Origin of the sequence: Pseudomonas psychrophila HA-4, assembly GCF_000282975.1 — a bacterium.
GTDB classification, from domain to species: Bacteria; Pseudomonadota; Gammaproteobacteria; order Pseudomonadales; family Pseudomonadaceae; genus Aquipseudomonas; species Aquipseudomonas psychrophila_A.
Window position 1 is genome coordinate 1 of sequence record NZ_ALJC01000121.1, and the last position, 21,357, is coordinate 21,357.

Annotated in this window: 17 protein-coding genes and 1 pseudogene; 11 read left to right on the forward strand and 7 right to left on the reverse strand. The window is 56.8% G+C overall.

The features are described 5' to 3' along the window. Window positions 1-18: 18 nt before the first annotated feature. Window positions 19-165 (forward strand): annotated as a pseudogene (locus B347_RS27250) (PLP-dependent aminotransferase family protein); the annotation flags it as partial. Window positions 166-330: 165 nt separating this feature from the next. Here the strand turns inward: B347_RS27250 and B347_RS0121005 are convergent. After that, window positions 331-741: a hypothetical protein gene (locus B347_RS0121005; RefSeq protein ID WP_019411667.1), complete on the reverse strand. Its 411-nt coding sequence runs from the start codon at window positions 739-741 to the stop codon at window positions 331-333. Window positions 742-965: 224 nt separating this feature from the next. Here B347_RS0121005 and B347_RS0121010 point away from each other — a divergent pair, with 224 nt between their 5' ends. From B347_RS0121010 to B347_RS0121020, 3 genes are read left to right on the forward strand one after another with little or no spacing between them, the layout of a single operon-like run. Beyond that, window positions 966-4,187 carry an efflux RND transporter permease subunit gene (locus tag B347_RS0121010; RefSeq protein ID WP_019411668.1) on the forward strand — a complete coding sequence of 1,074 codons (3,222 nt, stop codon included), beginning with the start codon at window positions 966-968 and terminating at the stop codon, window positions 4,185-4,187. Further along, the gene (locus B347_RS0121015; RefSeq protein ID WP_019411669.1) at window positions 4,177-5,343 is read left to right on the forward strand and encodes an efflux RND transporter periplasmic adaptor subunit; all 1,167 of its coding nucleotides are present in this window, start codon (window positions 4,177-4,179) and stop codon (window positions 5,341-5,343) included. The genes B347_RS0121010 and B347_RS0121015 overlap by 11 nt, the downstream gene beginning before the upstream one ends. Further along, complete coding sequence (locus B347_RS0121020) at window positions 5,327-6,745, forward strand: efflux transporter outer membrane subunit (protein ID WP_019411670.1); 1,419 nt, start codon at window positions 5,327-5,329, stop codon at window positions 6,743-6,745. The genes B347_RS0121015 and B347_RS0121020 overlap by 17 nt, the downstream gene beginning before the upstream one ends. Window positions 6,746-7,208: 463 nt before the next feature. Here the strand turns inward: B347_RS0121020 and B347_RS0121025 are convergent, their stop codons facing one another. Beyond that, window positions 7,209-8,486 (reverse strand): Zn-dependent hydrolase, encoded by a 1,278-nt coding sequence (locus B347_RS0121025; RefSeq protein ID WP_019411671.1) that lies wholly within the window; start codon window positions 8,484-8,486, stop codon window positions 7,209-7,211. A 37-nt stretch (window positions 8,487-8,523) separates the two neighbouring features. Beyond that, on the reverse strand, window positions 8,524-10,011 hold the full coding sequence (locus B347_RS0121030; RefSeq protein ID WP_019411672.1) for an NCS1 family nucleobase:cation symporter-1: 1,488 nt from the start codon (window positions 10,009-10,011) through the stop codon (window positions 8,524-8,526). A gap of 594 nt (window positions 10,012-10,605) precedes the next feature. On the opposite strand from B347_RS0121030, the gene hydA reads away from it, so the two are divergent. The 3 genes from hydA to preA are packed head-to-tail and all read left to right on the forward strand — an operon-like array spanning window position 10,606 to window position 14,746. Beyond that, window positions 10,606-12,045, forward strand: coding sequence for a dihydropyrimidinase (hydA, locus tag B347_RS0121035; RefSeq protein WP_019411673.1), 1,440 nt, complete (start codon window positions 10,606-10,608; stop codon window positions 12,043-12,045). Between the two features lie 58 nt (window positions 12,046-12,103). Next, window positions 12,104-13,471, forward strand: coding sequence for an NAD(P)-dependent oxidoreductase (locus B347_RS0121040; protein WP_019411674.1), 1,368 nt, complete (start codon window positions 12,104-12,106; stop codon window positions 13,469-13,471). Continuing rightward, a complete protein-coding gene (preA, locus tag B347_RS0121045) occupies window positions 13,472-14,746 on the forward strand; it encodes an NAD-dependent dihydropyrimidine dehydrogenase subunit PreA (RefSeq protein ID WP_019411675.1) in 1,275 nt (424 codons plus the stop codon). It abuts the gene before it with no gap. 132 nt (window positions 14,747-14,878) lie between these two features. On the opposite strand, the gene B347_RS0121050 is transcribed toward preA, so the two are convergent. Then, a complete protein-coding gene (locus tag B347_RS0121050; RefSeq protein WP_019411676.1) occupies window positions 14,879-15,499 on the reverse strand; it encodes a TetR family transcriptional regulator C-terminal domain-containing protein in 621 nt (206 codons plus the stop codon). A gap of 299 nt (window positions 15,500-15,798) precedes the next feature. Between B347_RS0121050 and B347_RS0121055 the strand changes: the two genes are divergently transcribed. After that, a complete protein-coding gene (locus B347_RS0121055; protein ID WP_026014326.1) occupies window positions 15,799-16,092 on the forward strand; it encodes a helix-turn-helix domain-containing protein in 294 nt (97 codons plus the stop codon). A 188-nt stretch (window positions 16,093-16,280) separates the two neighbouring features. Here the strand turns inward: B347_RS0121055 and B347_RS0121060 are convergent, their stop codons facing one another. Continuing rightward, entirely contained in the window at window positions 16,281-16,637 is a 357-nt protein-coding gene (locus B347_RS0121060; protein ID WP_019411678.1) for an SPOR domain-containing protein, read from the reverse strand. A 252-nt stretch (window positions 16,638-16,889) separates the two neighbouring features. Between B347_RS0121060 and csrA the strand changes: the two genes are divergently transcribed. From csrA to ppnN, 3 genes are all read left to right on the forward strand, one after another. Then, window positions 16,890-17,084, forward strand: a complete 195-nt coding sequence (gene csrA / locus B347_RS0121065; protein WP_019411679.1) for a carbon storage regulator CsrA — start codon at window positions 16,890-16,892, stop codon at window positions 17,082-17,084. A 297-nt stretch (window positions 17,085-17,381) separates the two neighbouring features. Next, window positions 17,382-17,927 carry a DUF1269 domain-containing protein gene (locus B347_RS0121070; RefSeq protein ID WP_019411680.1) on the forward strand — a complete coding sequence of 182 codons (546 nt, stop codon included), beginning with the start codon at window positions 17,382-17,384 and terminating at the stop codon, window positions 17,925-17,927. A gap of 392 nt (window positions 17,928-18,319) precedes the next feature. Then, window positions 18,320-19,693, forward strand: coding sequence for a nucleotide 5'-monophosphate nucleosidase PpnN (gene ppnN / locus B347_RS0121075; protein WP_019411681.1), 1,374 nt, complete (start codon window positions 18,320-18,322; stop codon window positions 19,691-19,693). Between the two features lie 57 nt (window positions 19,694-19,750). On the opposite strand, the gene B347_RS0121080 is transcribed toward ppnN, so the two are convergent. After that, window positions 19,751-20,284, reverse strand: coding sequence for a DUF3087 family protein (locus B347_RS0121080; protein ID WP_019411682.1), 534 nt, complete (start codon window positions 20,282-20,284; stop codon window positions 19,751-19,753). Between the two features lie 46 nt (window positions 20,285-20,330). Further along, window positions 20,331-20,843 (reverse strand): glycoside hydrolase family 19 protein, encoded by a 513-nt coding sequence (locus B347_RS0121085; RefSeq protein WP_237719151.1) that lies wholly within the window; start codon window positions 20,841-20,843, stop codon window positions 20,331-20,333. Between the last annotated feature and the right edge of the window lie 514 nt (window positions 20,844-21,357).

A 21,357-nucleotide genomic window follows, 5' to 3' on the forward strand; every position in this document is an offset into this window, starting at 1 on the left:
TCGCCTGCTTTAAGGTGACTTAGCATCGCGCCGGGGCCGATTTTCTCGGCGACCCAGCGCTTTAGAAACTGCATTCGCCTGAACTACGGCAGCCCGTGGGATGAAACCTGTGAAAAGGCCATGGAAACCTTAGGCAAAATTGTTCGCTCGTTCACCACTGTGTAGCAGTTGCCGAGCCTGCGAGGCTACGTCCGGCGGCGCAGCCGTCGCAAAATCAGAGACTGCGGTCTGCCAGTTAAACCCTGCACTTAGGCTTTACGATCGCTTCGCAATCGGACGTAGCCTCGCAGGCTCGGCAACTGCTACGCGTTTTACGCGTGCCATAGATCCTCAGCCCGGCATGCAGTTGAAGTCGGCGGTGTGTGCCACTTCCTTACCGTGAGAATCAACCAGCGTGGCGCTGACATCTGAGCCTAGGCTCGACTCGATCAGCTCGTAGCGCTCGCCCGCTTTAAATTGCGGGTAGTTGACCTTGCCTTGACAACTCACTTCGTTCTCATCACCCGTGGCCCCTTCATACAAGGTGACGTCAAGGCGATGCGCGCCAGGCGTGACTTCAAAGTAGCGGCCGTCATTGATGTTCTTGCCATCGACACGCTCGGCCATCAAGTCGCTGTTTCCTTCTTCCTTCAGACCAATCCAGGCTTCGCTCGGGTCTTGCTTGGGCATCGGGCCTGCACAGGCTGACAGCAACAACACCAGGCTCAGGGACGGGATCACGAATAGGGGTTTAAGGTTCATCACGGTGTGCCTCATAGCTGAAACCAAAGAGTGCGACAGGCCCAACACTCAACCCGTCGAATAGGCTTCAAGCTTGATCCGCAACCGACCCTGAGCCTAATGAACGAACGTGAAGGGAGTTTCAGCCCATTCCTAACGCAACCTTCATGTTGCTGAAAGCTGAACGTTAAGTCTTGACGGTAAGACTGCCCGAGTTTGCAATTTCACTCCTCGGAGGTTCTGGCATGCTCGGGCTGGTAAAGACCGCATTGCACAAGCCCTACACGTTTATCGTGCTGGCGATTTTCATCTGCATCATCGGGCCGCTGGCGGCTGTGCGTACCCCGACGGATGTGTTTCCTGACATTGGTATTCCCGTGGTTGCCGTGGTGTGGCAATACACCGGGCTGGCGCCTGCCGACATGGCAGGCCGAGTTATCTATACGTACGAACGCTCGTTGAGCACCACGGTAAACGACATCGAACACATCGAGTCGCAATCACTGCCCGGCATGGGCATCGTGAAGATCTTCTTCCAGCCGGGCGTCGACATTCGCACGGCCAACGCACAAGTGACCGCCGTGTCACAAACTGTGCTCAAGCAGATGCCGCCCGGCATCACCCCGCCGCTGATTCTTAACTACAGCGCGTCGACGGTGCCCATTCTGCAAATGGCGTTCTCCAGCCCCACGCTCTCGGAAGCCAAAATCCGCGATCTGGTGCAGAACAATATTCGCCTGCCTCTGAGTTCGCTGCCCGGCCTGGCCATGCCAACGCCCATGGGCGGTAAACAGCGCCAGATCACCCTCGACCTCGACCCACAAGCACTGGCAGCCAAAGGCTTGTCAGCACAAGACGTGGGGGCTGCTTTGGCGGCGCAGAACCAGATCATTCCGGTCGGGACTGCCAAGCTCGGCACCTACGAATACACCGTGATGCTCAACAACAGCCCCAAGGCGATTGATGAGCTTAATGACATGCCGATCAAAACCGTCAATGGCGCGCCGATTACCATTGGCCAAGTGGCTCACGTGCGCGATGGCTCGCCGCCGCAAACAAACATCGTGCGGGTCGACGGTCAACGGGCGGTGCTGATGCCGGCCTTGAAGAACGGCAACATTTCGACACTATCGATTGTCGACGGCATCCGCGGGATGCTGCCGCGCATCAATGAAACGTTGCCGCCCTCATTGAAAACCTCATTGCTGGGCGACGCGTCGGTGTTCGTCAAGCAATCGGTCGGCAGCGTGGCGCAAGAAGGCATCATTGCCGCCTTGCTGACCAGCGCCATGATTCTGCTGTTCTTGGGCAGTTGGCGTTCAACCCTGATCATTGCCGTGTCGATCCCGCTGGCGGTGCTTTCGGCGATTGCCCTGCTGGCTGTCAGCGGGCAAACCCTGAACGTCATGACGCTCGGAGGGCTGGCGCTGGCCGTCGGCATCTTGGTGGACGATGCGACGGTGACCATCGAGAACATCAACTGGCACCTTGAGCAGGGCAAGTCGGTGCGCGATGCGATTCTCGATGGGGCCAAGCAGATTGTCGGTCCGGCGTTTGTGTCGTTGCTGTGTATCTGCATCGTATTTGTGCCGATGTTTATGCTGCAGGGGATTGCCGGTTACCTGTTCCGCCCCATGGCGCTGTCGGTGATTTTTGCGATGGGCAGCTCGTTCATCCTGTCACGGACGTTGGTGCCGACGCTGGCGATGTTCCTGCTCAAGCCGCACATCCCGGAGCAAGGCCCTGGGCATCACCCGGAAGATGGCTACATCAACCATCACGAGGGCGATCAGCACACCCAGAAACACTCGGCCCCGGTGCGGGCACTGCTGAATTTCCAGCAAGGATTTGAGCGCCGTTTCTCGGCCGTGCGCGATGCTTACTATGGCGTGCTGGAATTGGCCTTGGCCCATCGCAAACGCTTTTTGCTGGGATTTATGACGTGCGTGCTGGCCTCATTTGTGTTGCTGCCAAGCTTGGGGCAAGACTTTTTCCCGGCCACCGATGCTGGGGCATTGGCCCTCCATGTGCGCTTGCCGCTGGGGACACGGATTGAAGAAAGTGCCGCCGCCTTCGACCGTATCGAGTCGCGGATTCGCGAAATCATTCCGGCCGATCAACTGGACACCATCATCGATAACATCGGCATTCCGTTGAGCGGTATCGACATGGCCTACAGCAGCAGCGGCACTATCGGCCCGCAAGACGGTGATATTCAAGTCACGCTCAAGGCTGATCACAGCCCCACGGCAGACTACGTGAAACGCTTACGCGAAGCCCTGCCCGAGAGTTTCCCCGGCAGCCAGTTTGCCTTTATGCCTGCGGACATCAGCACGCAGATCCTCAACTTTGGCGCCCCGGCCCCACTGGACGTAAAAATCTCCGGGCGTGACGACGCGGCCAACCGCGCGTATGCACTGGAACTGCAACGACGCTTGCAACACGTACCGGGCATTGCCGACCTGCGAATCCAACAGTCGGTGGGTTACCCATCGCTGCAAGTTAACGTCGATCGCCTACGCGCCAATGGCCTCGGGATTACCGAACGTGATGTCACCAATAGCATGGTGGCGTCTTTGGCCGGCAGTTCCCAAGTGGCCCCAACCTTCTGGCTGAACCCGCAAAACGGCGTGTCTTACGGTGTGGTCGCGGCCACGCCGCAATATCGCCTGGACAGCCTTCCGGCCCTGGAGGCCTTGCCGGTGACGGGTAGCAACGGCCAGACACAAATCCTCGGCGGGCTGGCAACCATCAGTCGCGTGGATAGCCCGGCCGTGGTCACGCACTACAACATTCAGCCCACGCTGGACGTGTACGCCAACATTCAGGGCCGCGACCTGGGCTCGGTGGCGGCGGATGTGCAAAAGGTCATCGACGGCGCCTCGGACCTGCGCCCCAAAGGCGCAACCATCACCTTGCACGGTCAGATCGACGCCCTGCATGAAGCCTTCAGCGGTTTGAGCTTGGGTTTGCTCGGCGCCGTGGTACTGATCTACCTGCTGATCGTGGTCAACTTCCAGTCCTGGGTCGATCCATTTGTGATCATCACCGCCCTGCCCGCGGCCTTGGCCGGGATTGTGTGGATGCTGTTTCTGAGCGGCACCTCGCTGTCGGTCCCAGCCTTGACCGGCGCCATCTTGTGCATGGGGGTGGCCACCGCCAACTCAATCCTGGTGGTGAGTTTCTGTCGAGAGCGCCTGGCCGAACATGGCGACGCCCTCAAGGCCGCACTCGAAGCGGGTTACACGCGCTTCCGTCCGGTGTGCATGACCGCGTTGGCGATGATGATCGGCATGCTGCCGCTGGCCCTTTCAGAAGAACAGAACGCCCCGCTCGGACGCGCCGTGATTGGCGGTCTGATGCTGGCAACCGTCGCCACCCTGCTGTTCGTGCCCGTGGTGTTCAGCCTGGTGCACGGCCGTGAAAAAAATCGCGCTGCTGCTGGAGAAACTACCCATGTCGTCTGATCAAAAACCTTCGCGCAAGCGCTTGATGCTACTGGGCATCGGCGGCCTAACTCTGGCCGCGTTACTGGTCGCCAACGGCTTGGCAGCGCGCAGCCGACATGAGCACGAGGTTATCGGCTGGACCGAGGCCGCTGCCTTGCCAGTGGTCAGCGTGTTCCACCCCCTGCAAAACGCCCACGGCGACACCCTGCGCCTGCCCGCGCACCTTGAAGCCTGGAGCAAGGCGCCGATTCATGCACGGGTCAATGGCTACCTCAAAAGCTGGAACACCGACATCGGCAGCAAGGTCGTCGCCGGTCAAGTGCTGGCCGTGATTGAAAGCCCTGACCTTGACCAGCAACTGGCACAAGCCCGCGCCCATCTGCTTCAAGAACAGGCCAACGCCCGGCTTGCGGCGACCACCGCCACCCGCTGGCAAAACTTGTTGGCCAGTCATTCGGTATCGCGTCAGGAGGCGGACGAGAAACACTCCAATGCCGCCGCCGCGAAGGCCAATGCCCAAGCTGCCGAAGCCGATTACGCACGGTTGTCATCACTGGAAGACTACAAAACCATTCGTGCGCCGTTCGCTGGCACCATTACCGCGCGCAACACCGACATTGGCCAACTGGTGAAGGCTGACACTGACAGCGATCCAGAATTATTTGACATCGCCGACACCCATCAACTGCGCCTGTACGTGCCCGTGCCGCAAAACTACGCCAGCGTGATTCGCCCCGGCATGCAAGTGCAACTCAATGTGCCGGAGCATCCGGGGCAAACCTTCAGCGCCCAGTTGATTGGCAACTCGACCTCGGTTGATCCACGCTCCGGCACCTTGATGGCACAGTTCGTGGCGAAAAACCCGAAAGATGCGCTGTTGCCAGGCGATTATGCCGAAGCGGTACTGTCCATTCCGGCGGACACCCACGGCGTGAGCATTCCGGCCAGTGCGCTGATCTTCCGCGCTCAAGGCACCCAAGTGGCGGTGCTGGACAGTGCAAAACACGTGCACTTGCAGAACATCCATATCGGCATGGACCTGGGCGACCGACTGGTCATCGACCAGGGCCTAAAACCGGCTGACACGGTCATCGACAACCCGCCTGATGCCTTGCGCGAAGGTGACACAGTCAAACTGGCCGATGCAGGAGCGCCCCATGTCACCAACGCTTAAACGCAGCGCCTTGTTGTTGGCGCTGGCGCTGCAAGGCTGCTCGCTGGCCCCACTCTACAAACCGCCCGTACTCGACCTGCCGCAGCATTACCGCGAGCAGACCAGCGATGGCCCGTGGCACAGCGCGCAACCGGGCGACCAACTGTCGCCACAATGGTGGCGGCTGTACCACGATGAGCGCTTGAACGACCTGCAACAGCGCTTGCTCAGTGCCAACCCGAATCTGGCGGCAGCCCTTGCGCACTACGATGCGGCACAGGCATATGCCAGCCAGTTCCATGCGGGGTTGTTCCCGCAAATTACCGCCAGCGGGCAACCGTTGCGCCAGCGTCAATCAGATCATCGACCGCTGCGCGGCACGACCCAGCCTTCGGTGTACAACAGCAACACCGCAGGCTTTGCGCTGAATTTTGACTTGGACGTGTGGGGCAAAATCCGCAATCAAGTTGCGGCCGGTGATGCTCAGGCCCAAGCTTCTGCCGATGATCTGGCGGTTGCACGCTTGAGCCTGCAACAGCAACTGGCCAGCCTGTACGTGCAACTTGACGGACTGGATGCGCAAAGCCGCATCCTCTCCAGCACCCTGGACGACTACAGCCAAGCCTTGCAACTGACCCGCGCCCGCTATCAAGGGCAAATTGCCTCTGAACTCGACTTGACCCGTGCGCAAAACCAATTGGCCACTGCAGAAGCGCAATTGGACGACGTGCGCGCCCAGCGCAACCTAACCGAGCACGCCATTGGCGAGCTGGTGGGCGAGCCTGCCAGCCGCTTTGCGCTGGCGCCAAGTGCACAGCCCTTAAACGTCCCGGCGCAACCCGCTGCCTTGCCCAGCACTTTGCTGCAACGCAGGCCAGACATCGCTGCGGCTGAACGCCGGGTATTCGCTGCCAACGCGCAAATTGGCGTGGCAAAAGCCGCCTGGTACCCGGACTTCAGCCTGACCGGACTGCTCGGCGGACAAACTCAGGGCAGCGGCAATTTGTTGTCAGCGGGCAATCGTTTCTGGGCCTTGGGGCCACTGGTTAGCTTGCCGGTATTCGATGGCGGCAGATTGGACGCCCAAGAGCGCCAAGCCAACGCCGAGTTTGAAGAAGCGTCGGCGCACTACCGCAGTCAAGTGCTGCACGCCGTTCGAGAAGTGGAAGACAACTTGGCGCAACTGCGCGACCTGAAGCAGGAAAGCCTCGACGAACAGGCAGCGGCCAACGCCGCGCAACATACCCAAACCCTGGCCACCAACAGCTACGAGGCAGGAGCTGTGAGTTACCTGGATGTGGTAACGGCACAAACGGCCGCGTTGCAGGCACAACGCCAGGTGCAAGCCCTGCGGACCCGGCAGTTGCAGGCCAGTGTCGGGTTGTTGACGGCGTTGGGGGGCGGCTGGGAAGGTCAGCAATAAAACCCACTGTAGGAGCAGCCGGTCGACGCTCGATTGCTCGCGTTTTTTGATCTGGCTTTTGATCTAAGAGGCCCCCTTAAACCACGCTGGCCTCACACAGGTCTTGCGCAGTGGGTAACCCGGCAGGACGCCGGGTTAGCCGCGACACGGCCAGGGATGGCCGATCGCGGCGGGCCCACGAAGCAAGGCCTGTGTGAGGGCATACCGAGCCAAAGCGAGGTACCGAGTGGTAGGGGCAAGAGCGTTTTGGTTACTTTGTCGCTCTTAACAAAGTGACACGGCGTAAGGCCGCAACCCTAAGTCGCCGTTGCCGCAGCAATGGATACGCACTCAAATCAAGAGCCCCCCTCACCACGCCTCTCCCGAAGGAGAGGGAAACGATTGGGGGATGCTGTCGACTATCGGTCGCCTATTTACTGCGCGATAGCGCGACGTCGAAGACGGGGCGGCACCTTCTACGGTCTCAAGCCGCTGATTGCGCCACTGTTTTCGACGCCGCCAGCATCGCTTTCAACAACACGGCGCACCCTGCCGCCAAGTCTTTTGGATCGGCATTTTCGATTTCGTTATGGCTGATGCCACCTTCGCAGGGTACGAAAATCATGCCCGCAGGGCCCAACTCGGCGAGGAAGATTGCGTCGTGCCCTGCCCCGCTGACGATGTCCATATGGCTGAGCCCCAATTCGCCCGCCGCCTCGCGCACGGCATTGACGCAGTCGGGATTGAAGTACAGCGGCGGGAAGTCGGCGGTCGGGGTCAGTTCAAAGCTCAGGCCATGCTTGGCACACGTCGCTTCGATTACGCCGCTAACTTCGGCAATCATGGAGTCCAGACGTTCAGGCAGCAGATGCCGAAAGTCCAGGGTCATACGCACTTCGCCAGGAATCACGTTGCGCGAACCCGGATACGCTTGCAGGCAGCCCACCGTACCGCAGGCGTGAGGTTGATGACCCAGGGCGGCTTGGTTGACCGCCGCGACCACGGCCGCAGCGCCGACCAGCGCGTCTTTGCGCAGGTGCATCGGGGTGGGACCGGCATGCGCTTCTACGCCACGCAAGTTGAGGTCGAACCATTTCTGCCCGAGAGCACCGAGCACCACGCCGATGGTTTTACGTTCGTCTTCCAGGATCGGCCCTTGTTCGATGTGGGCTTCGAAATACGCGCCCACCGGATGGCCACTGACAGTTCGTTTGCCCGCATAACCAATCGCGTTCAGGGCCTCACCGACTGTCACGCCTTGGGCATCGGTTTTGGCCAAGGTTTCTTCAAGGGTGAATTTTTCGGCAAACACACCCGAGCCCATCATGCACGGCGCAAAGCGCGAGCCCTCTTCGTTGGTCCAAACCACCACTTCCAAGGGCGCTTCGGTTTCAATGTTGAGGTCGTTGAGCGTGCGCAACACTTCGACCCCGGCCAGTACACCGAAGCAGCCGTCAAATTTGCCGCCGGTGGGTTGGGTGTCGATGTGACTGCCGGTCATCACAGGCGGCAGGTCTGGGTTGAGCCCAGGGCGGCGGGCAAAAATATTGCCTACGGCGTCGACGCTGACGGTGCAACCCGCGTCTTCGCACCAGCGTACGAAGATGTCCCGAGCCTGGCGATCGAGGTCGGTCAAGGCCAGGCGACACACGCCGCCTTTGACCGTGGCGCCCAGTTGCGCCAGCTCCATGAGCGAGGCCCACAGGCGTTCGCTATTGATCGACTGCGCGCGTTGCTGCTGAAGGTCTTGTGCTGCGTTCATGATGTTTTCCTCAGGCAGTTTCTTATAAAAATCCAAGTCAAGCCGTGCCTTTGGCAACGGCTGTTTGCGGGCTACTCAGGCGGCACAGGCCGTAATAAATCGCCGCACCGAGAAACGATCCAGTGAACCAACCGAAGTCATAAAACCAGCTGAAGGCGCTGCTGCCCAAGGACAAGAGGGTCAAGACCACAGGGACGCCGAAAGCGATAAAGCCGTTCCAGTTCCAAGCCGGGTAAACACCGTCGCGGTACAGCCCTGCAAGGTCGAGTTTTTGCTGACGGATGATGAAGTAGTCGACCACCATGATCCCGGCAATCGGCCCTAGTAGGCTGGAGTAACCCAGCAGCCAATTGGAGTACACGGTTTCGAGGCTGACATCAGACACCAGCAGGCCGAGTTTTTTGAGCAACTCGTGCCCCATTAGCGCCAGCCCTACTAGGCCCGTCAGCATCACCGCCTTGGTGCGGTTTATCAGCTTGGGCGCGATGTTCTGGAAGTCATTGGTGGGCGACACGATGTTGGCCGCCGTGTTGGTGGACAAGGTCGCGATGATGATTAGCGCCATGGCCAGCGCGACCCAGACAGGGCTTTGGATGTGGCCGATCAGACTGACCGGGTCAGAGACCGTTACGCCGACCAGTTTCTGGGACGCTGCGGTCATCACCACGCCCAGGGCTGCGAACAGGAACATGGTCAACGGCAAGCCAAATATTTGCCCCAATATCTGGTCTTTCTGGCTTTTGGCGTAGCGGCTGAAATCGGGAATATTCAGCGACAAGGTGGCCCAAAATCCCACCATCGCGGTCAAGCCTGCAAAGAAGTAGCCATACACGCTGGCACCCTCGGGACGCTTGGGCGGTTGAGCCAACAACTCGGTCATCGACACATTGGGCAAGGCCCATACCAGCAAGCCGACACCCACCAGCACCAACAGCGGCGCAGACAGGGTTTCGAGCCATTTGATTGATTCGGCGCCGCGCAAGACCACCCACAAATTGAGCGCCCAAAACAGCATGAAGCCGATCACTTCCCCGGTGCCGCCGAGGCTTTTCCAGCCCTCGAATATCGACCCCAGAAACAGGTGAATGGCCAGGCCACCAAACAGCGTTTGGATCCCGAACCAGCCGCAAGCCACCAGTGCCCGAATCAGACACGGCACATTGGAACCCAAGATGCCAAACGAAGAACGCAGCAGCACTGGAAACGGAATCCCGTATTTGGTGCCCGCAAAGGCGTTCAGGGTCAGGGGGATCAACACCACGATATTGGCCAGCAAAATCGCCAGCAGCGCTTCACCCACCGATAGCCCGAAGTAGGCCGTGAGAACACCGCCCAAAGTGTAGGTGGGCACGCAAATCGACATACCGATCCACAGCGCGGTGATGTGCCATTTGTTCCAGGTACGTTCGTGAACTTTAGTGGGGGCGATGTCGTGGTTGTAGCGGGGGCTGTCGAGAATTTCAGGCCCGGCTTCCAACTCGTACAAACCGTTACGTTCGGTGACTTGGGATCTGCTCGGTTGCATGCTCGCTCACTCTCTTGTTTGGAGGCTCTTGTTTTAGTGATTGGCTCTGCACACGGACGCAGAGCGTTTCCCTTAAGATTTAGGTCATCCGGTATAGGCAGCGGTAATCAAAAACTGTGCCGACTAAGTTGCAGTGCTCACCCACATCGGTGCTCACACCTTATAACTGGCTGGTTTTGAAGCGCTTTCAATTATTCCTGCCGCGCCTTTAAACCCTGCCTCAAAACATTTATCGGTTTTTTAATAGAACTAAACGAAACATATCAGTGCAGGCTTATTTACTTTTATTCGCTGCGTGGCGTTCTCCGAGCGCTTCAAGCACCTGATTTAGCATAAGAAACTTCGCCTATATTTTATTCCTGTCAAGTGCGCCGAAATGGTGAGGGGGCGCACCATTTTGGTGTTTAAAATAATTATTCCTTTAAATTCATATAGTTATTAAACAAATACTGTCCTAAAAATATTATTTGCTCATTCGCTAACAACCCACTAGATTTCATTCCTGTCACCAGTGACAGGAATGAAATTCTGTACTACGGTCGTAATAACAACATTAGAACTGGCCATAGCCGGTCTGCCTGCGAGGAACTTGTTATGTCACTGTTAATCCGTGGCGCTACGCTTGTGACCCATGATGAAAGTTATTGTGCTGATGTTTATTGTGCAGACGGTCTAATTCGCGCAATAGGAACTGATCTTGATGTTCCGGCTGGTTGCGAAGTGCTGGATGGCAGCGGTCAATATCTGCTTCCCGGCGGTATCGATCCGCACACGCATATGCAATTACCGTTTATGGGAACTGTGGCCAGTGAAGACTTTTTCAGTGGCACAGCGGCCGGTCTGGCGGGCGGTACAACGTCGATTATTGACTTTGTGATTCCCAACCCTCAGCAGTCGTTGCTGGAGGCGTTTCACCAATGGCGCGGCTGGGCTGAGAAGTCAGCGTCGGACTACGGTTTTCATGTCGCGATAACGTGGTGGAGCGAGCAGGTTCGCGAGGAAATGGCCGAACTGGTCAGCCAGCACGGGGTTAACAGTTTCAAGCATTTCATGGCCTACAAAAACGCGATCATGGCCGCCGACGACACGCTGGTGGCCAGTTTTGAGCGCTGCTTGGAACTCGGCGCTGTGCCGACCGTGCATGCCGAAAACGGCGAGCTGGTGTACCACTTGCAGCGCAAGCTCATGGCCCAAGGCATCACCGGCCCAGAAGCGCACCCGCTGTCGCGCCCTTCGCAAGTTGAAGGCGAAGCCGCCAGCCGGGCCATTCGCATCGCGCAAACCATTGGGACGCCGTTGTACTTGGTGCATGTCTCGACCCGTGAGGCCCTCGACGAAATTACCTACGCTCGCAGTCAAGGCCAGCCGGTGTATGGCGAAGTACTTGCCGGGCACTTGCTGCTTGATGACAGCGTGTACCAGCACCCCGACTGGCAAACCGCCGCGGGTTATGTGATGAGCCCACCTTTCCGCCCGCGCGGTCACCAGGAGGCGCTGTGGCACGGTTTGCAATCAGGCAACTTGCACACCACGGCCACCGATCACTGCTGCTTCTGCGCCGAACAAAAGGCCGCCGGACGCGACGATTTCAGCAAGATCCCCAACGGCACGGCAGGCATTGAAGACCGCATGGCGGTGCTGTGGGATGAAGGCGTGAATACCGGGCGCTTGTCGATGCAAGAGTTCGTGGCGCTGACCTCGACCAACACCGCGAAGATTTTCAATCTTTACCCTCGCAAGGGCTCGATCCGGGTGGGCGCCGATGCCGATCTGGTGCTGTGGGACCCGCATGGCACGCGCACTATTTCCGCTAAAACTCACCACCAACAGGTCGATTTCAATATTTTCGAAGGCAAAACCGTACGCGGCGTACCCAGTCACACCATTAGCCAAGGTCGCGTCGTGTGGGCCGATGGAGACTTGCGCGCAGAACGCGGGGCAGGCCGTTACATCGAACGCCCGGCCTACCCCGCCGTGTTTGATCTGCTAAAAAAGCGCGCCGAGCATCACCAGCCAGTCGCTGTAAAGCGCTGAGTGCATAACCACTGCCCGTTAGAGGCAGAACGCTTCCCACAACCGTGAGGCAATTACTGTGATCAAGTCCCTGAATCATTTACCGCATCCCCATGAAAATGCCCTGGTGCTGGCCAGTCATTTCACCGATCTGGCCCCCCCCCTGACCGCACGCCAGGCCGAACTGGAAAGCTCGCGCTGCTTATATTGCTACGACGCACCTTGCGTGAATGCGTGCCCCAGTGACATCGATATCCCGTCGTTTATTCGCAATATCCAGCAGGAAAACGTGCAAGGTGCAGCACAGAAAATTCTCTCGGCCAATATCCTCGGCGGCAGTTGCGCCCGAGTGTGCCCGACCGAAGTGCTGTGCCAGCAAGCATGTGTGCGCAACAACGCGCAAGAGTGCGCCCCGGTGTTGATCGGCCTCTTGCAGCGTTACGCTATCGACCACGCGCAGTTCAGTGAGCACCCGTTCAAGCGGGCGGCCCCCACTGGCAAACGTATTGCCGTGGTGGGTGCGGGCCCCGCCGGACTGGCATGTGCCCATCGACTGGCCGTGCACGGGCATGAGGTGGTGATTTTCGAAGCGCGGGATAAATCCGGCGGACTTAATGAATACGGGATTGCCAAATACAAACTGGTGGACGATTTCGCCCAGCGCGAAGTCGACTTCGTGTTGCAGATCGGCGGCATCGAGGTGCGTCATGGGCAGCGCTTGGGCGACAACCTGAACCTGAGTGAACTGCACCAGCAGTTTGATTCTGTTTTTCTGGCCATCGGCCTGGCGGCCAGTCGGCAACTGGGGCTGCCTCACGAAGACGCCCCCGGCGTGCTGGCCGCCACTGACTACATCCGCGAGCTGCGCCAAAGCGACGACTTGACCCAACTGCCCTTGGCCGAGCGCTGCATTGTGCTGGGCGCGGGCAACACGGCGATCGACATGGCGGTACAAATGGCCCGTCTTGGCGCCCGCGAGGTGAACTTGGTGTACCGCCGTGGGTTGCAAGACATGGGTGCCACTGAGCACGAGCAAGACATTGCCAAGGCCAATCAGGTACGCCTGATGACATGGGCACAACCCGACGAAGTATTGTTGGATGAACAGGGCCAAGTCCGCGGCATGCGCTTTGCCCGCACCAAACTCGAGGACGGGCGTTTAGTCAAAACCGGCGAAACCTTTGAAGTGGCCGCCGATGCTGTGTTCAAGGCCATCGGCCAAACCTTTGATGAATCGGCGCTGAGCGATCCACTGGCGCACTCACTGCAACGCACAGGCGATCGCATTGCGGTCGACGAGCAACTGCGCACCAGCGTGCCGGGGGTGTATGCCGGAGGCGACTGCACCTCGCTCGGGCAAGACCTCACCGTACAAGCTGTGCAGCACGGCAAGCTGGCCGCAGAGGCCATTCATGCCCAACTCATGCTTAACCAGGAGGCTGCGTAAATGGCCGATCTCTCGATTAATTTCGCCGGTATCAAAGCCCCTAACCCTTTTTGGCTGGCCTCCGCGCCGCCCACCGACAAAGCCTACAACGTGGTCCGTGCCTATGAAGCGGGCTGGGGCGGCGTGGTCTGGAAAACCCTAGGAGAAGACCCTGCAGCGGTCAACGTGTCCTCGCGCTATTCGGCGCATTTCGGGCCTAACCGCGAAGTCATGGGTATCAACAATATCGAGCTGATTACTGACCGTTCGCTTGAAATCAACTTGCGTGAAATTACCCAAGTCAAAAAGGACTGGCCGGACCGGGCGCTGATTGTGTCGCTGATGGTGCCGTGCGAAGAACAGGCCTGGAAATACATTTTGCCGCTGGTCGAGGCCACGGGCGCTGATGGCATCGAGCTCAATTTTGGCTGCCCCCACGGCATGCCGGAGCGCGGTATGGGTGCGGCGGTTGGCCAGGTGCCCGAATACGTGGAAATGGTCACGCGCTGGTGCAAGACCTATTGCTCGCTGCCGGTGATTGTCAAACTCACACCCAACATCACCGATGTGCGCCTTAGCGCCCGTGCGGCTTATCGCGGCGGCGCGGATGCGGTGTCGCTGATCAACACCATCAACTCGATCACCAGCGTCGACCTTGAGCGCATGGTCGCGTTGCCCATGGTGGGAACGCAGAGCACCCATGGCGGTTACTGCGGCTCGGCAGTCAAGCCGATAGCGCTGAATATGGTGGCCGAAATTGCCCGCGATCCTCAGACCCAAGGCTTGCCGATTTGTGGGATTGGCGGCATTGGCAGTTGGCGCGACGCGGCCGAATTCATCGCGCTAGGGTGTGGCGCAGTGCAAGTCTGCACAGCCGCCATGCTGCACGGATTTCGGATCGTTGACGAAATGAAAGACGGCTTGTCGCGTTGGATGGACAGCCAAGGGTATTCGAGTCTGGAGGAGTTTTCGGGGCGTGCGGTGGGCAATACCACGGACTGGAAATATCTGGATATAAACTACCAAGTTATTGCCAAGATCGATCAGCAAGCATGCATTGGCTGTGGTCGCTGCCATATTGCCTGCGAAGACACCTCTCACCAGGCGATTGCCAGCTTGAAGTTGGCTGACGGAACCCATCGTTATGAAGTGATTGATGACGAGTGCGTGGGTTGCAATCTGTGTCAGATCACCTGCCCGGTCGAGGACTGTATCGAGATGGTGCCGCAAAGCACTGGCAAGCCATTTTTGGACTGGAACCATGATCCGCGTAACCCGTACCACGTAGCTTCGTAGCATTTACGCCGAGAGAGCTGGCGCGGGCTGCGATCTGTTAAAGATCAAATGATCGCGAGACAATCGAGCCTCGACCGGCTGCTCCCACAAAGGTTTAGCCCACCACTCAGAGCTGTGCAGCCAGGAGCAGGCTCACGGCTCCAGGCCGATCCCCCGCAGGATGATACTAGTAACACTGTGTACCGCACGCTCGAACTGAATGTCCGACAGAGGCTGGTGCTCGTTCAGAATATTTACCTGATGGTCAAAGTCCGCGTAATGCTGAGTCGAGGCCCAGATCATGTACAGCACGCTGGACGGTTCGACCGCCAAAATCCGTTTGTCTGCTACCCACTGGCGGATTTTGGCTTCTTTCATTTTCGCCCAGTCATACAGGCTTGCATCCAGCCTCAGCCCCAGCATCGGGGCGCCGTGGATGATTTCATCTGCCCACACTTTCGAGCCATAAGGCCGTGTCCGCGAGTGGGTCATTTTGGCCCGTATATAACTGCTGAGCACCAGCCGCGGATCGTCATAGGTTTCAAAGCACAGCGCATCCTGCTTCCACACCTCAAGCAAGCCCAACAACACTGCGTTGTAGAGCTCGGTTTTGGTGCTGAAGTAGTAGTGCAAATTGGAGCGCGGCAATTCAACTTCTGCGGCGATATCGGCCATCGCGGCGCCAGCAAATCCTTTTTCGGCAAAAACCTTTTCAGCGCCAAGCAGGATTTTATCGACGTTGCTGCGACGAATTTCGATCTTGTGATTACTCATTGCGTCGTGCCCTCAGCATCGCGATTCGTCGGTGTATGACCTGGTATGTGCTTGCCCTGATCAATGCATGCCATTCAATTGAATAGCAGGTAAGGGCCGTGGCAATAAGATGATTTATTTTGGATTGTGTGTCGTCTGAAAAGTACCTGCCCTGTTATTTCTGACAGGTTCCAACGAGAACGGAACGGTTTATAACAACACTCACGCCAGAGAAAAATCCTACGGATTATCCTTTCTTTCTTACAAGGATATTTCCTACGGCCAGCTACGCTTTTTTTGATCTATGGGAGTGCCCTGCCATGCATCAGTCTTACTCAACAACCAGTGAACCAATAGCACGCCGTATGAGACCCGCAGAGCATCAAGAGAACAGTGACAGCGCCATCAAACTCACACCAAAAGAAAAAGAGGTACTCGCTTGGGGTGCGATGGGGAAAACCTCGTGGGAAATTGCCTTGATCCTCAAATGCACCGAATCAGGGGTCAATTTCCATTTCGCTAATATTCGCCTCAAATTTGGCGTGTCAACCCGCGCCTCAGCCTTGATCAAAGCAACAGCCTTGGGGCTGGTCACACCCTACGGACCGCCTTAGAGAACATGGATGCCCACGTTATAGACTGCGTCGGTGTTAATACGCACGTAATCAGGGCATCACATCGTTTCAAACACGTCTTTTACACCTGAATCGCACCTGTCTCACGAGAACAAACTTTTATCTGCCAAACATCGCGTAACGCTAATATCGCGCTACGCTTAGCAACCAAACGACGTACTGGCGGATTAAGGTGACGGTGGCAGCTCGATCACATTGGTTTCAATGCCTTCGAGTTTAGGTTTTAACTTGATCTGGTCCTGAGCCTCTTTGGCTTTGGCTTCAGTCGCAAATGGCCCGATCAAAAAATGCTGCACGCCATCTTTTTCTAAAATGTAAGTGACAAAACCGTTGTCAAGAAGCCTGCCCGTGGTGTCAGTAATCGTGGCTCTTTGGCCTTCAGTGAGCTCCAGCGCCCAATGAGCAACCGGTACCTGGACCACCGTTGATTCAGAAGCAGCTTTAGCCCGCTCGATTTTATCGTTAGACTCCTGACCGCAAGCCGTCAAGGCCAATATTGCTGTCATCACGATGACTTTACGCACTGCGTTTCCCCTATCTATTTGAGTGGGTCGATTTTATCACTGAGGCAGCGGCCTTTGCTCTCCTTGAACAAATCCAATCCGCCCCTATTTTAGGTTCATCTGCGAGAGTTTCCCGCGTGCAGGGAATTTTACATCTGGCAGTGACGTCTGTAATGAGCGGCGCATTTATATGCTCTTAGCAGTATTCTGTAGCCATGACCGAAGCCGCACCGTCTCAGAGACGTGCCTTACAAAGCCATCAAGGAGCAAAAAATGCTGATACTCACCCGTAAAGTTGGTGAAAGCATAAACATCGGTGACGATATTACGATCACTATTTTGGGAGTCAGCGGCCAGCAGGTCAGAATCGGCATCAATGCGCCGAAAGATGTTGCTGTCCACCGTGAAGAGATCTATCAACGCATCCAAGCGGGCCTGACTGCAGCCGACAAAAACGCTCAACCGTAAATCTCCGAGGTATCAGCCCTTGGAGTGAGTGTCAGGGCTGCGTAGCCAGCCCTCCACAATTCAAACTATAGACTTGCCGGTACCTACCCCTCCCCCAGCTACCCCCCTGTGATTGCCGATAGATATTTCCTGTTAACTTGACATCTCAAGGTTTACGGCCACGCTCTATCCTCGCAGAAGACTCAATCCACCTGAATCACTGCGGGCCAAGGCGTTTATACGTTGTGACGACTTGAGAGACTCCTCCTAATGTCAGCCCTTTCAGGGCTGGACCTGTACCGTCAAGGAATGAAAGACATGTCCGATCTAATCGTAGTGGGATTTTCAGACACCGAGAAAGCCGATCGCGCCCTCACCAAAATGGTTTCGCTCAGCAAAGAACATTTGGTTGAACTGGAAGATGCGGTCATTGTTGTGCGCAACGCCGAAGGCAAGATCCATATCAAACAAAGCGTCAATCTCACCGCAATCGGGGCCACTTCGGGCCTGGTCACTGGCGGCCTTTGGGGCGCATTGGTCGGCTTGCTGTTTCTCAACCCGCTGGCAGGTTTTGCCATTGGCGGCGCCTTGGGCGCTGGTACCGGCGCGCTGTCTGGTTCGTTGAGCGACTATGGGATCGACGATGACTTCATCAAGAAGTTGAGTGAGACAATCCCCAATGACTCTTCCGCACTGTTTGTACTGCTGCGCAAATTCCAGCCGGAAAAAGTCTTGAAAGAGCTTGAAGAATCAGACTTCAGAGGCAAGGTTCTGCGCACCTCTCTGTCGCCTGAGCAAGAGCAAAAACTTCAGGAAGCTCTGTCCAATAACCACTTGGCCGCCTCAGCTTCCGTGACGGTTTAAACCTGCCCCCCCCCGGACAACGACCTGTCCGGCTTTTCGACTGCTCGTGCCGGGCAGTCGAAATCCTCAATTAAAAACCCTGCAAAGCCGACCGCTGCGTGAGAGCCTTTTGCCCTCGTTTGCGCCTGTGCGTCTTTCAACCCCGCATAACTCGGCGCAGAGACATTTCGTACAGAGCCTAGCCTTATGCGCGAGCAGTGTTACTGTAACCAACGCTGCTAAGGTGAGGTTGATGGCTCTGCAACATGCCTCAACCGAGGCGGCTATGCTTAAATCGAATGAACCTAAAGACGTAAGAGTTGGGACCTCTCGCTCGGCAGATGCGGATTGCTGATAAAAACTGACAGAGCTGCGCCAAGCCATTTTTCGATCCCGCTCACAGGAAGCCCACAATGGTCCAAAGACAAGTCATCAATGCTTCGGTCAGCCCAAAAGGCAGCCTGGAGACGCTTTCGCAACGTGAAGTGCAACAACTGAGCGAAGTCGGCTCAGGCAGCAGTTACACACTGTTCCGTCAATGCGTGCTCGCCATCCTCAACACGGGCGCGCATGTCGACAACGCTAAAACCATTCTTGAAGCCTACAAAGATTTCGACGTCCGGATTCATCAGCAAGACCGTGGTGTACGTCTTGAGCTGCTCAATGCCCCAGCAGATGCCTTTGTCGACGGCGAAATGATCGCCAGCACCCGAGAGATGTTGTTCAGCGCCCTGCGCGATATTGTTTATACCCAGAGCGGCCTCGATAGCCCGCGCATTGACCTGAGCAGTTCAGCCGGTATCACCGACTATGTGTTCCACCTGCTGCGTAATGCCCGCACCTTGCGCCCCGGCGTAGAACCCAAGATCGTGGTGTGTTGGGGCGGCCACTCGATCAACACCGAAGAATACAAATACACCAAGAAAGTCGGTCACGAACTGGGCCTGCGTAGCCTCGACATCTGCACTGGCTGCGGCCCTGGCGTGATGAAAGGCCCAATGAAAGGGGCGACCATTTCTCATGCCAAACAACGTCTTACCGGCGGCCGTTATCTAGGCCTAACCGAGCCGGGCATTATTGCCGCCGAGGCCCCAAACCCGATCGTTAATGAGCTGGTGATATTGCCAGACATTGAAAAGCGTCTCGAAGCGTTTGTGCGTGTCGGTCACGGCATCATCATCTTCCCGGGCGGTGCTGGCACCGCTGAAGAGTTTTTGTATCTGCTCGGGATCCTGATGCACCCGGACAACATTGACGTGCCCTTCCCAGTGATTTTGACCGGTCCCAAAGAAGCCGAAGCGTACCTGCAACAATTGCATGAGTTTGTCGGCGCAACGCTGGGTGAGACTGCGCAAAAGCGCTATCAGATCATCATCGACAACCCGGCTGAAGTGGCGCGTCAAATGACCGAAGGCCTCAAAACGGTCAAACAATTCCGTCGCGAGCGCAATGACGCGTTCCACTTCAACTGGCTATTGAAAATCGATGAAGGGTTCCAGCGCCCATTTGACCCGACGCACGCCAACATGGCCAACCTGCAATTGCGCAGCGACCTGCCACCACACGAACTGGCGATCAATTTGCGTCAGGCTTTTTCTGGAATCGTCTCGGGCAACGTCAAAGAGAAAGGTATTCTTCTGATCGAACAGCACGGCCCGTATGAGATCAACGGTGACCCTGCAATCATGAAACCGCTGGATAAACTTCTGCATGCGTTCGTCAAACAACACCGTATGAAACTGCCAGGCGGTGCGGCCTATGTGCCGTGCTATCGCGTCGTAAGCTAAACAGCCATCCCGAAGGGCTCGCTGAGCGAAAATCGCTTGGCTTGCCCGTCCAAGGCGTCACTTCAATGGCGTGAACTGTTTCACCGCCTCAAGCCAAGCTGGATCAAGCCGAGTCTGTTCAGTGTCGATGTGCAGCGCTTCCAGACGCGCCTTGTGTACATCAATCTCACGCACCATTTGGCTCAGCGCACTGGAATTGGCATCCAGTTGGTACATCTGGGTAATGCCCAAGTGATAAAAACGCAGCAGCTTCATGGCCGCTGCATCACCGGCCATCACCCCCGCCGTCACGTAATGCATCACATTGGTGACCTTCATCAAGCTGCGCTTGAGTTGCCATCCATAGACAGCCGGTGCCATCCAGGGTTGCGACCAGAAAACGTATCGCACCAGCGCAAGGGTCATGACTAACGCAGCCAGCACACCTGCCAGATTGAGCTGAAAGTTGTCGCCGTTCGCAACACCCAACAGCATGACCGCCAACCCGGAAATCAGCATTGCCAATATCGCAAAGAGCAGCGCGATATACAGCGTGCTACGCCGGGTTTGCTGACGATAAACGTCGGGGCTGAGCGGTTTTATTTCAAACATCACGGTGATGTGGCTCCTGCGAGAAGGGGGCAATGTGCGCGGCATGTTACCCCAATACGCTCAGCGCCTCTTGATACACCTTCAAGCGTTGGGCATGCCCATTCAATCCACCATTGATGGCCTTGGTCACACGCTCAAAGTCATCACCATCGGCCAGTACATTTACGCGCCGCGACGCCCAATACCAGCCTGCGCTCGCTACTGCCCACTGCCATTCTTGCAACAGCTGTGGGGTTATGAGTAATCGCTCATCAGAAAACAGTGCAAGGCTACACGCTCGATAGTTGCTCTTGCCGGTCACTTGAATCAAACCACGACCTCGATATAACCACCCGTCCCCCGATGATTCAGGGCCATTGCCAAGCCGATCGCTGTAAACCCGGTTAGCAATCGCTTCAGGCTTTCGGTGCAGTAATTGCGCGTCACTGTTAGGCATACGTCGCAAGCGACTGCCGTCCCTCACCAGAATGTATTTACCGCTGGAATCTTTCTCGGAGAAACGCATGCCCCACGTCATTGCTAAACCATCCGCACTGTAATTAAGGTTTTCGAGGAGCATCGTAAAACCGGCGCTCTCGTGCCCGACTTGCGAAAGAAAAGCTGCCTGGCGCCGTGGGGCATTAATCTGATACCTGTCAGTAACGGCGTTCAGAAAGGGTAAGTAACTATCAACAAACTGTGCGCTTTCGGGAAACAACTGCACCATAATTTCTCGAGTTAACATCGTAATTCACTCTTGATTAATACGTTCAAAAGTGAAGCACTTTCAGTCTTTTAAAACCCCTATCAAACACTTAAATAGAACTAACTCACCGATAACGCAGAATCAACTTACATCGCCCAGGGTTAAAACACTCATGGCGGAAAATACACTGGCTACGCAGGCGATTTTGATGTCCATGGTCACTTCCTCTTAGATTCGAGCCCCACTGCAGAGCGCTCTGGATGAGATGCAACATCTGCTTATCGCCTGGGGAGTAAGCGATGGTATGTAAGGACGGTAGAAAGCCATGGGCGCTGCTGTAGGCTGCGATCTTTTTTAAAAAATAAAAAGATCGCGAACAAGCTTGCAC

Bases quoted from the DNA above. Each gene is read 5' to 3' on its own strand.
- B347_RS0121005 (WP_019411667.1), bottom strand. From the start codon at position 741: ATGAACCTTAAACCCCTATTCGTGATCCCGTCCCTGAGCCTGGTGTTG.
- B347_RS0121010 (WP_019411668.1), top strand. From the start codon at position 966: ATGCTCGGGCTGGTAAAGACCGCATTGCACAAGCCCTACACGTTTATC.
- B347_RS0121015 (WP_019411669.1), top strand. From the start codon at position 4,177: ATGTCGTCTGATCAAAAACCTTCGCGCAAGCGCTTGATGCTACTGGGC.
- B347_RS0121020 (WP_019411670.1), top strand. From the start codon at position 5,327: ATGTCACCAACGCTTAAACGCAGCGCCTTGTTGTTGGCGCTGGCGCTG.
- B347_RS0121025 (WP_019411671.1), bottom strand. From the start codon at position 8,486: ATGAACGCAGCACAAGACCTTCAGCAGCAACGCGCGCAGTCGATCAAT.
- B347_RS0121030 (WP_019411672.1), bottom strand. From the start codon at position 10,011: ATGCAACCGAGCAGATCCCAAGTCACCGAACGTAACGGTTTGTACGAG.
- hydA (WP_019411673.1), top strand. From the start codon at position 10,606: ATGTCACTGTTAATCCGTGGCGCTACGCTTGTGACCCATGATGAAAGT.
- preA (WP_019411675.1), top strand. From the start codon at position 13,472: ATGGCCGATCTCTCGATTAATTTCGCCGGTATCAAAGCCCCTAACCCT.
- B347_RS0121050 (WP_019411676.1), bottom strand. From the start codon at position 15,499: ATGAGTAATCACAAGATCGAAATTCGTCGCAGCAACGTCGATAAAATC.
- B347_RS0121055 (WP_026014326.1), top strand. From the start codon at position 15,799: ATGCATCAGTCTTACTCAACAACCAGTGAACCAATAGCACGCCGTATG.
- csrA (WP_019411679.1), top strand. From the start codon at position 16,890: ATGCTGATACTCACCCGTAAAGTTGGTGAAAGCATAAACATCGGTGAC.
- B347_RS0121070 (WP_019411680.1), top strand. From the start codon at position 17,382: ATGTCCGATCTAATCGTAGTGGGATTTTCAGACACCGAGAAAGCCGAT.
- ppnN (WP_019411681.1), top strand. From the start codon at position 18,320: ATGGTCCAAAGACAAGTCATCAATGCTTCGGTCAGCCCAAAAGGCAGC.
- B347_RS0121080 (WP_019411682.1), bottom strand. From the start codon at position 20,284: ATGTTTGAAATAAAACCGCTCAGCCCCGACGTTTATCGTCAGCAAACC.
- B347_RS0121085 (WP_237719151.1), bottom strand. From the start codon at position 20,843: ATGCTCCTCGAAAACCTTAATTACAGTGCGGATGGTTTAGCAATGACG.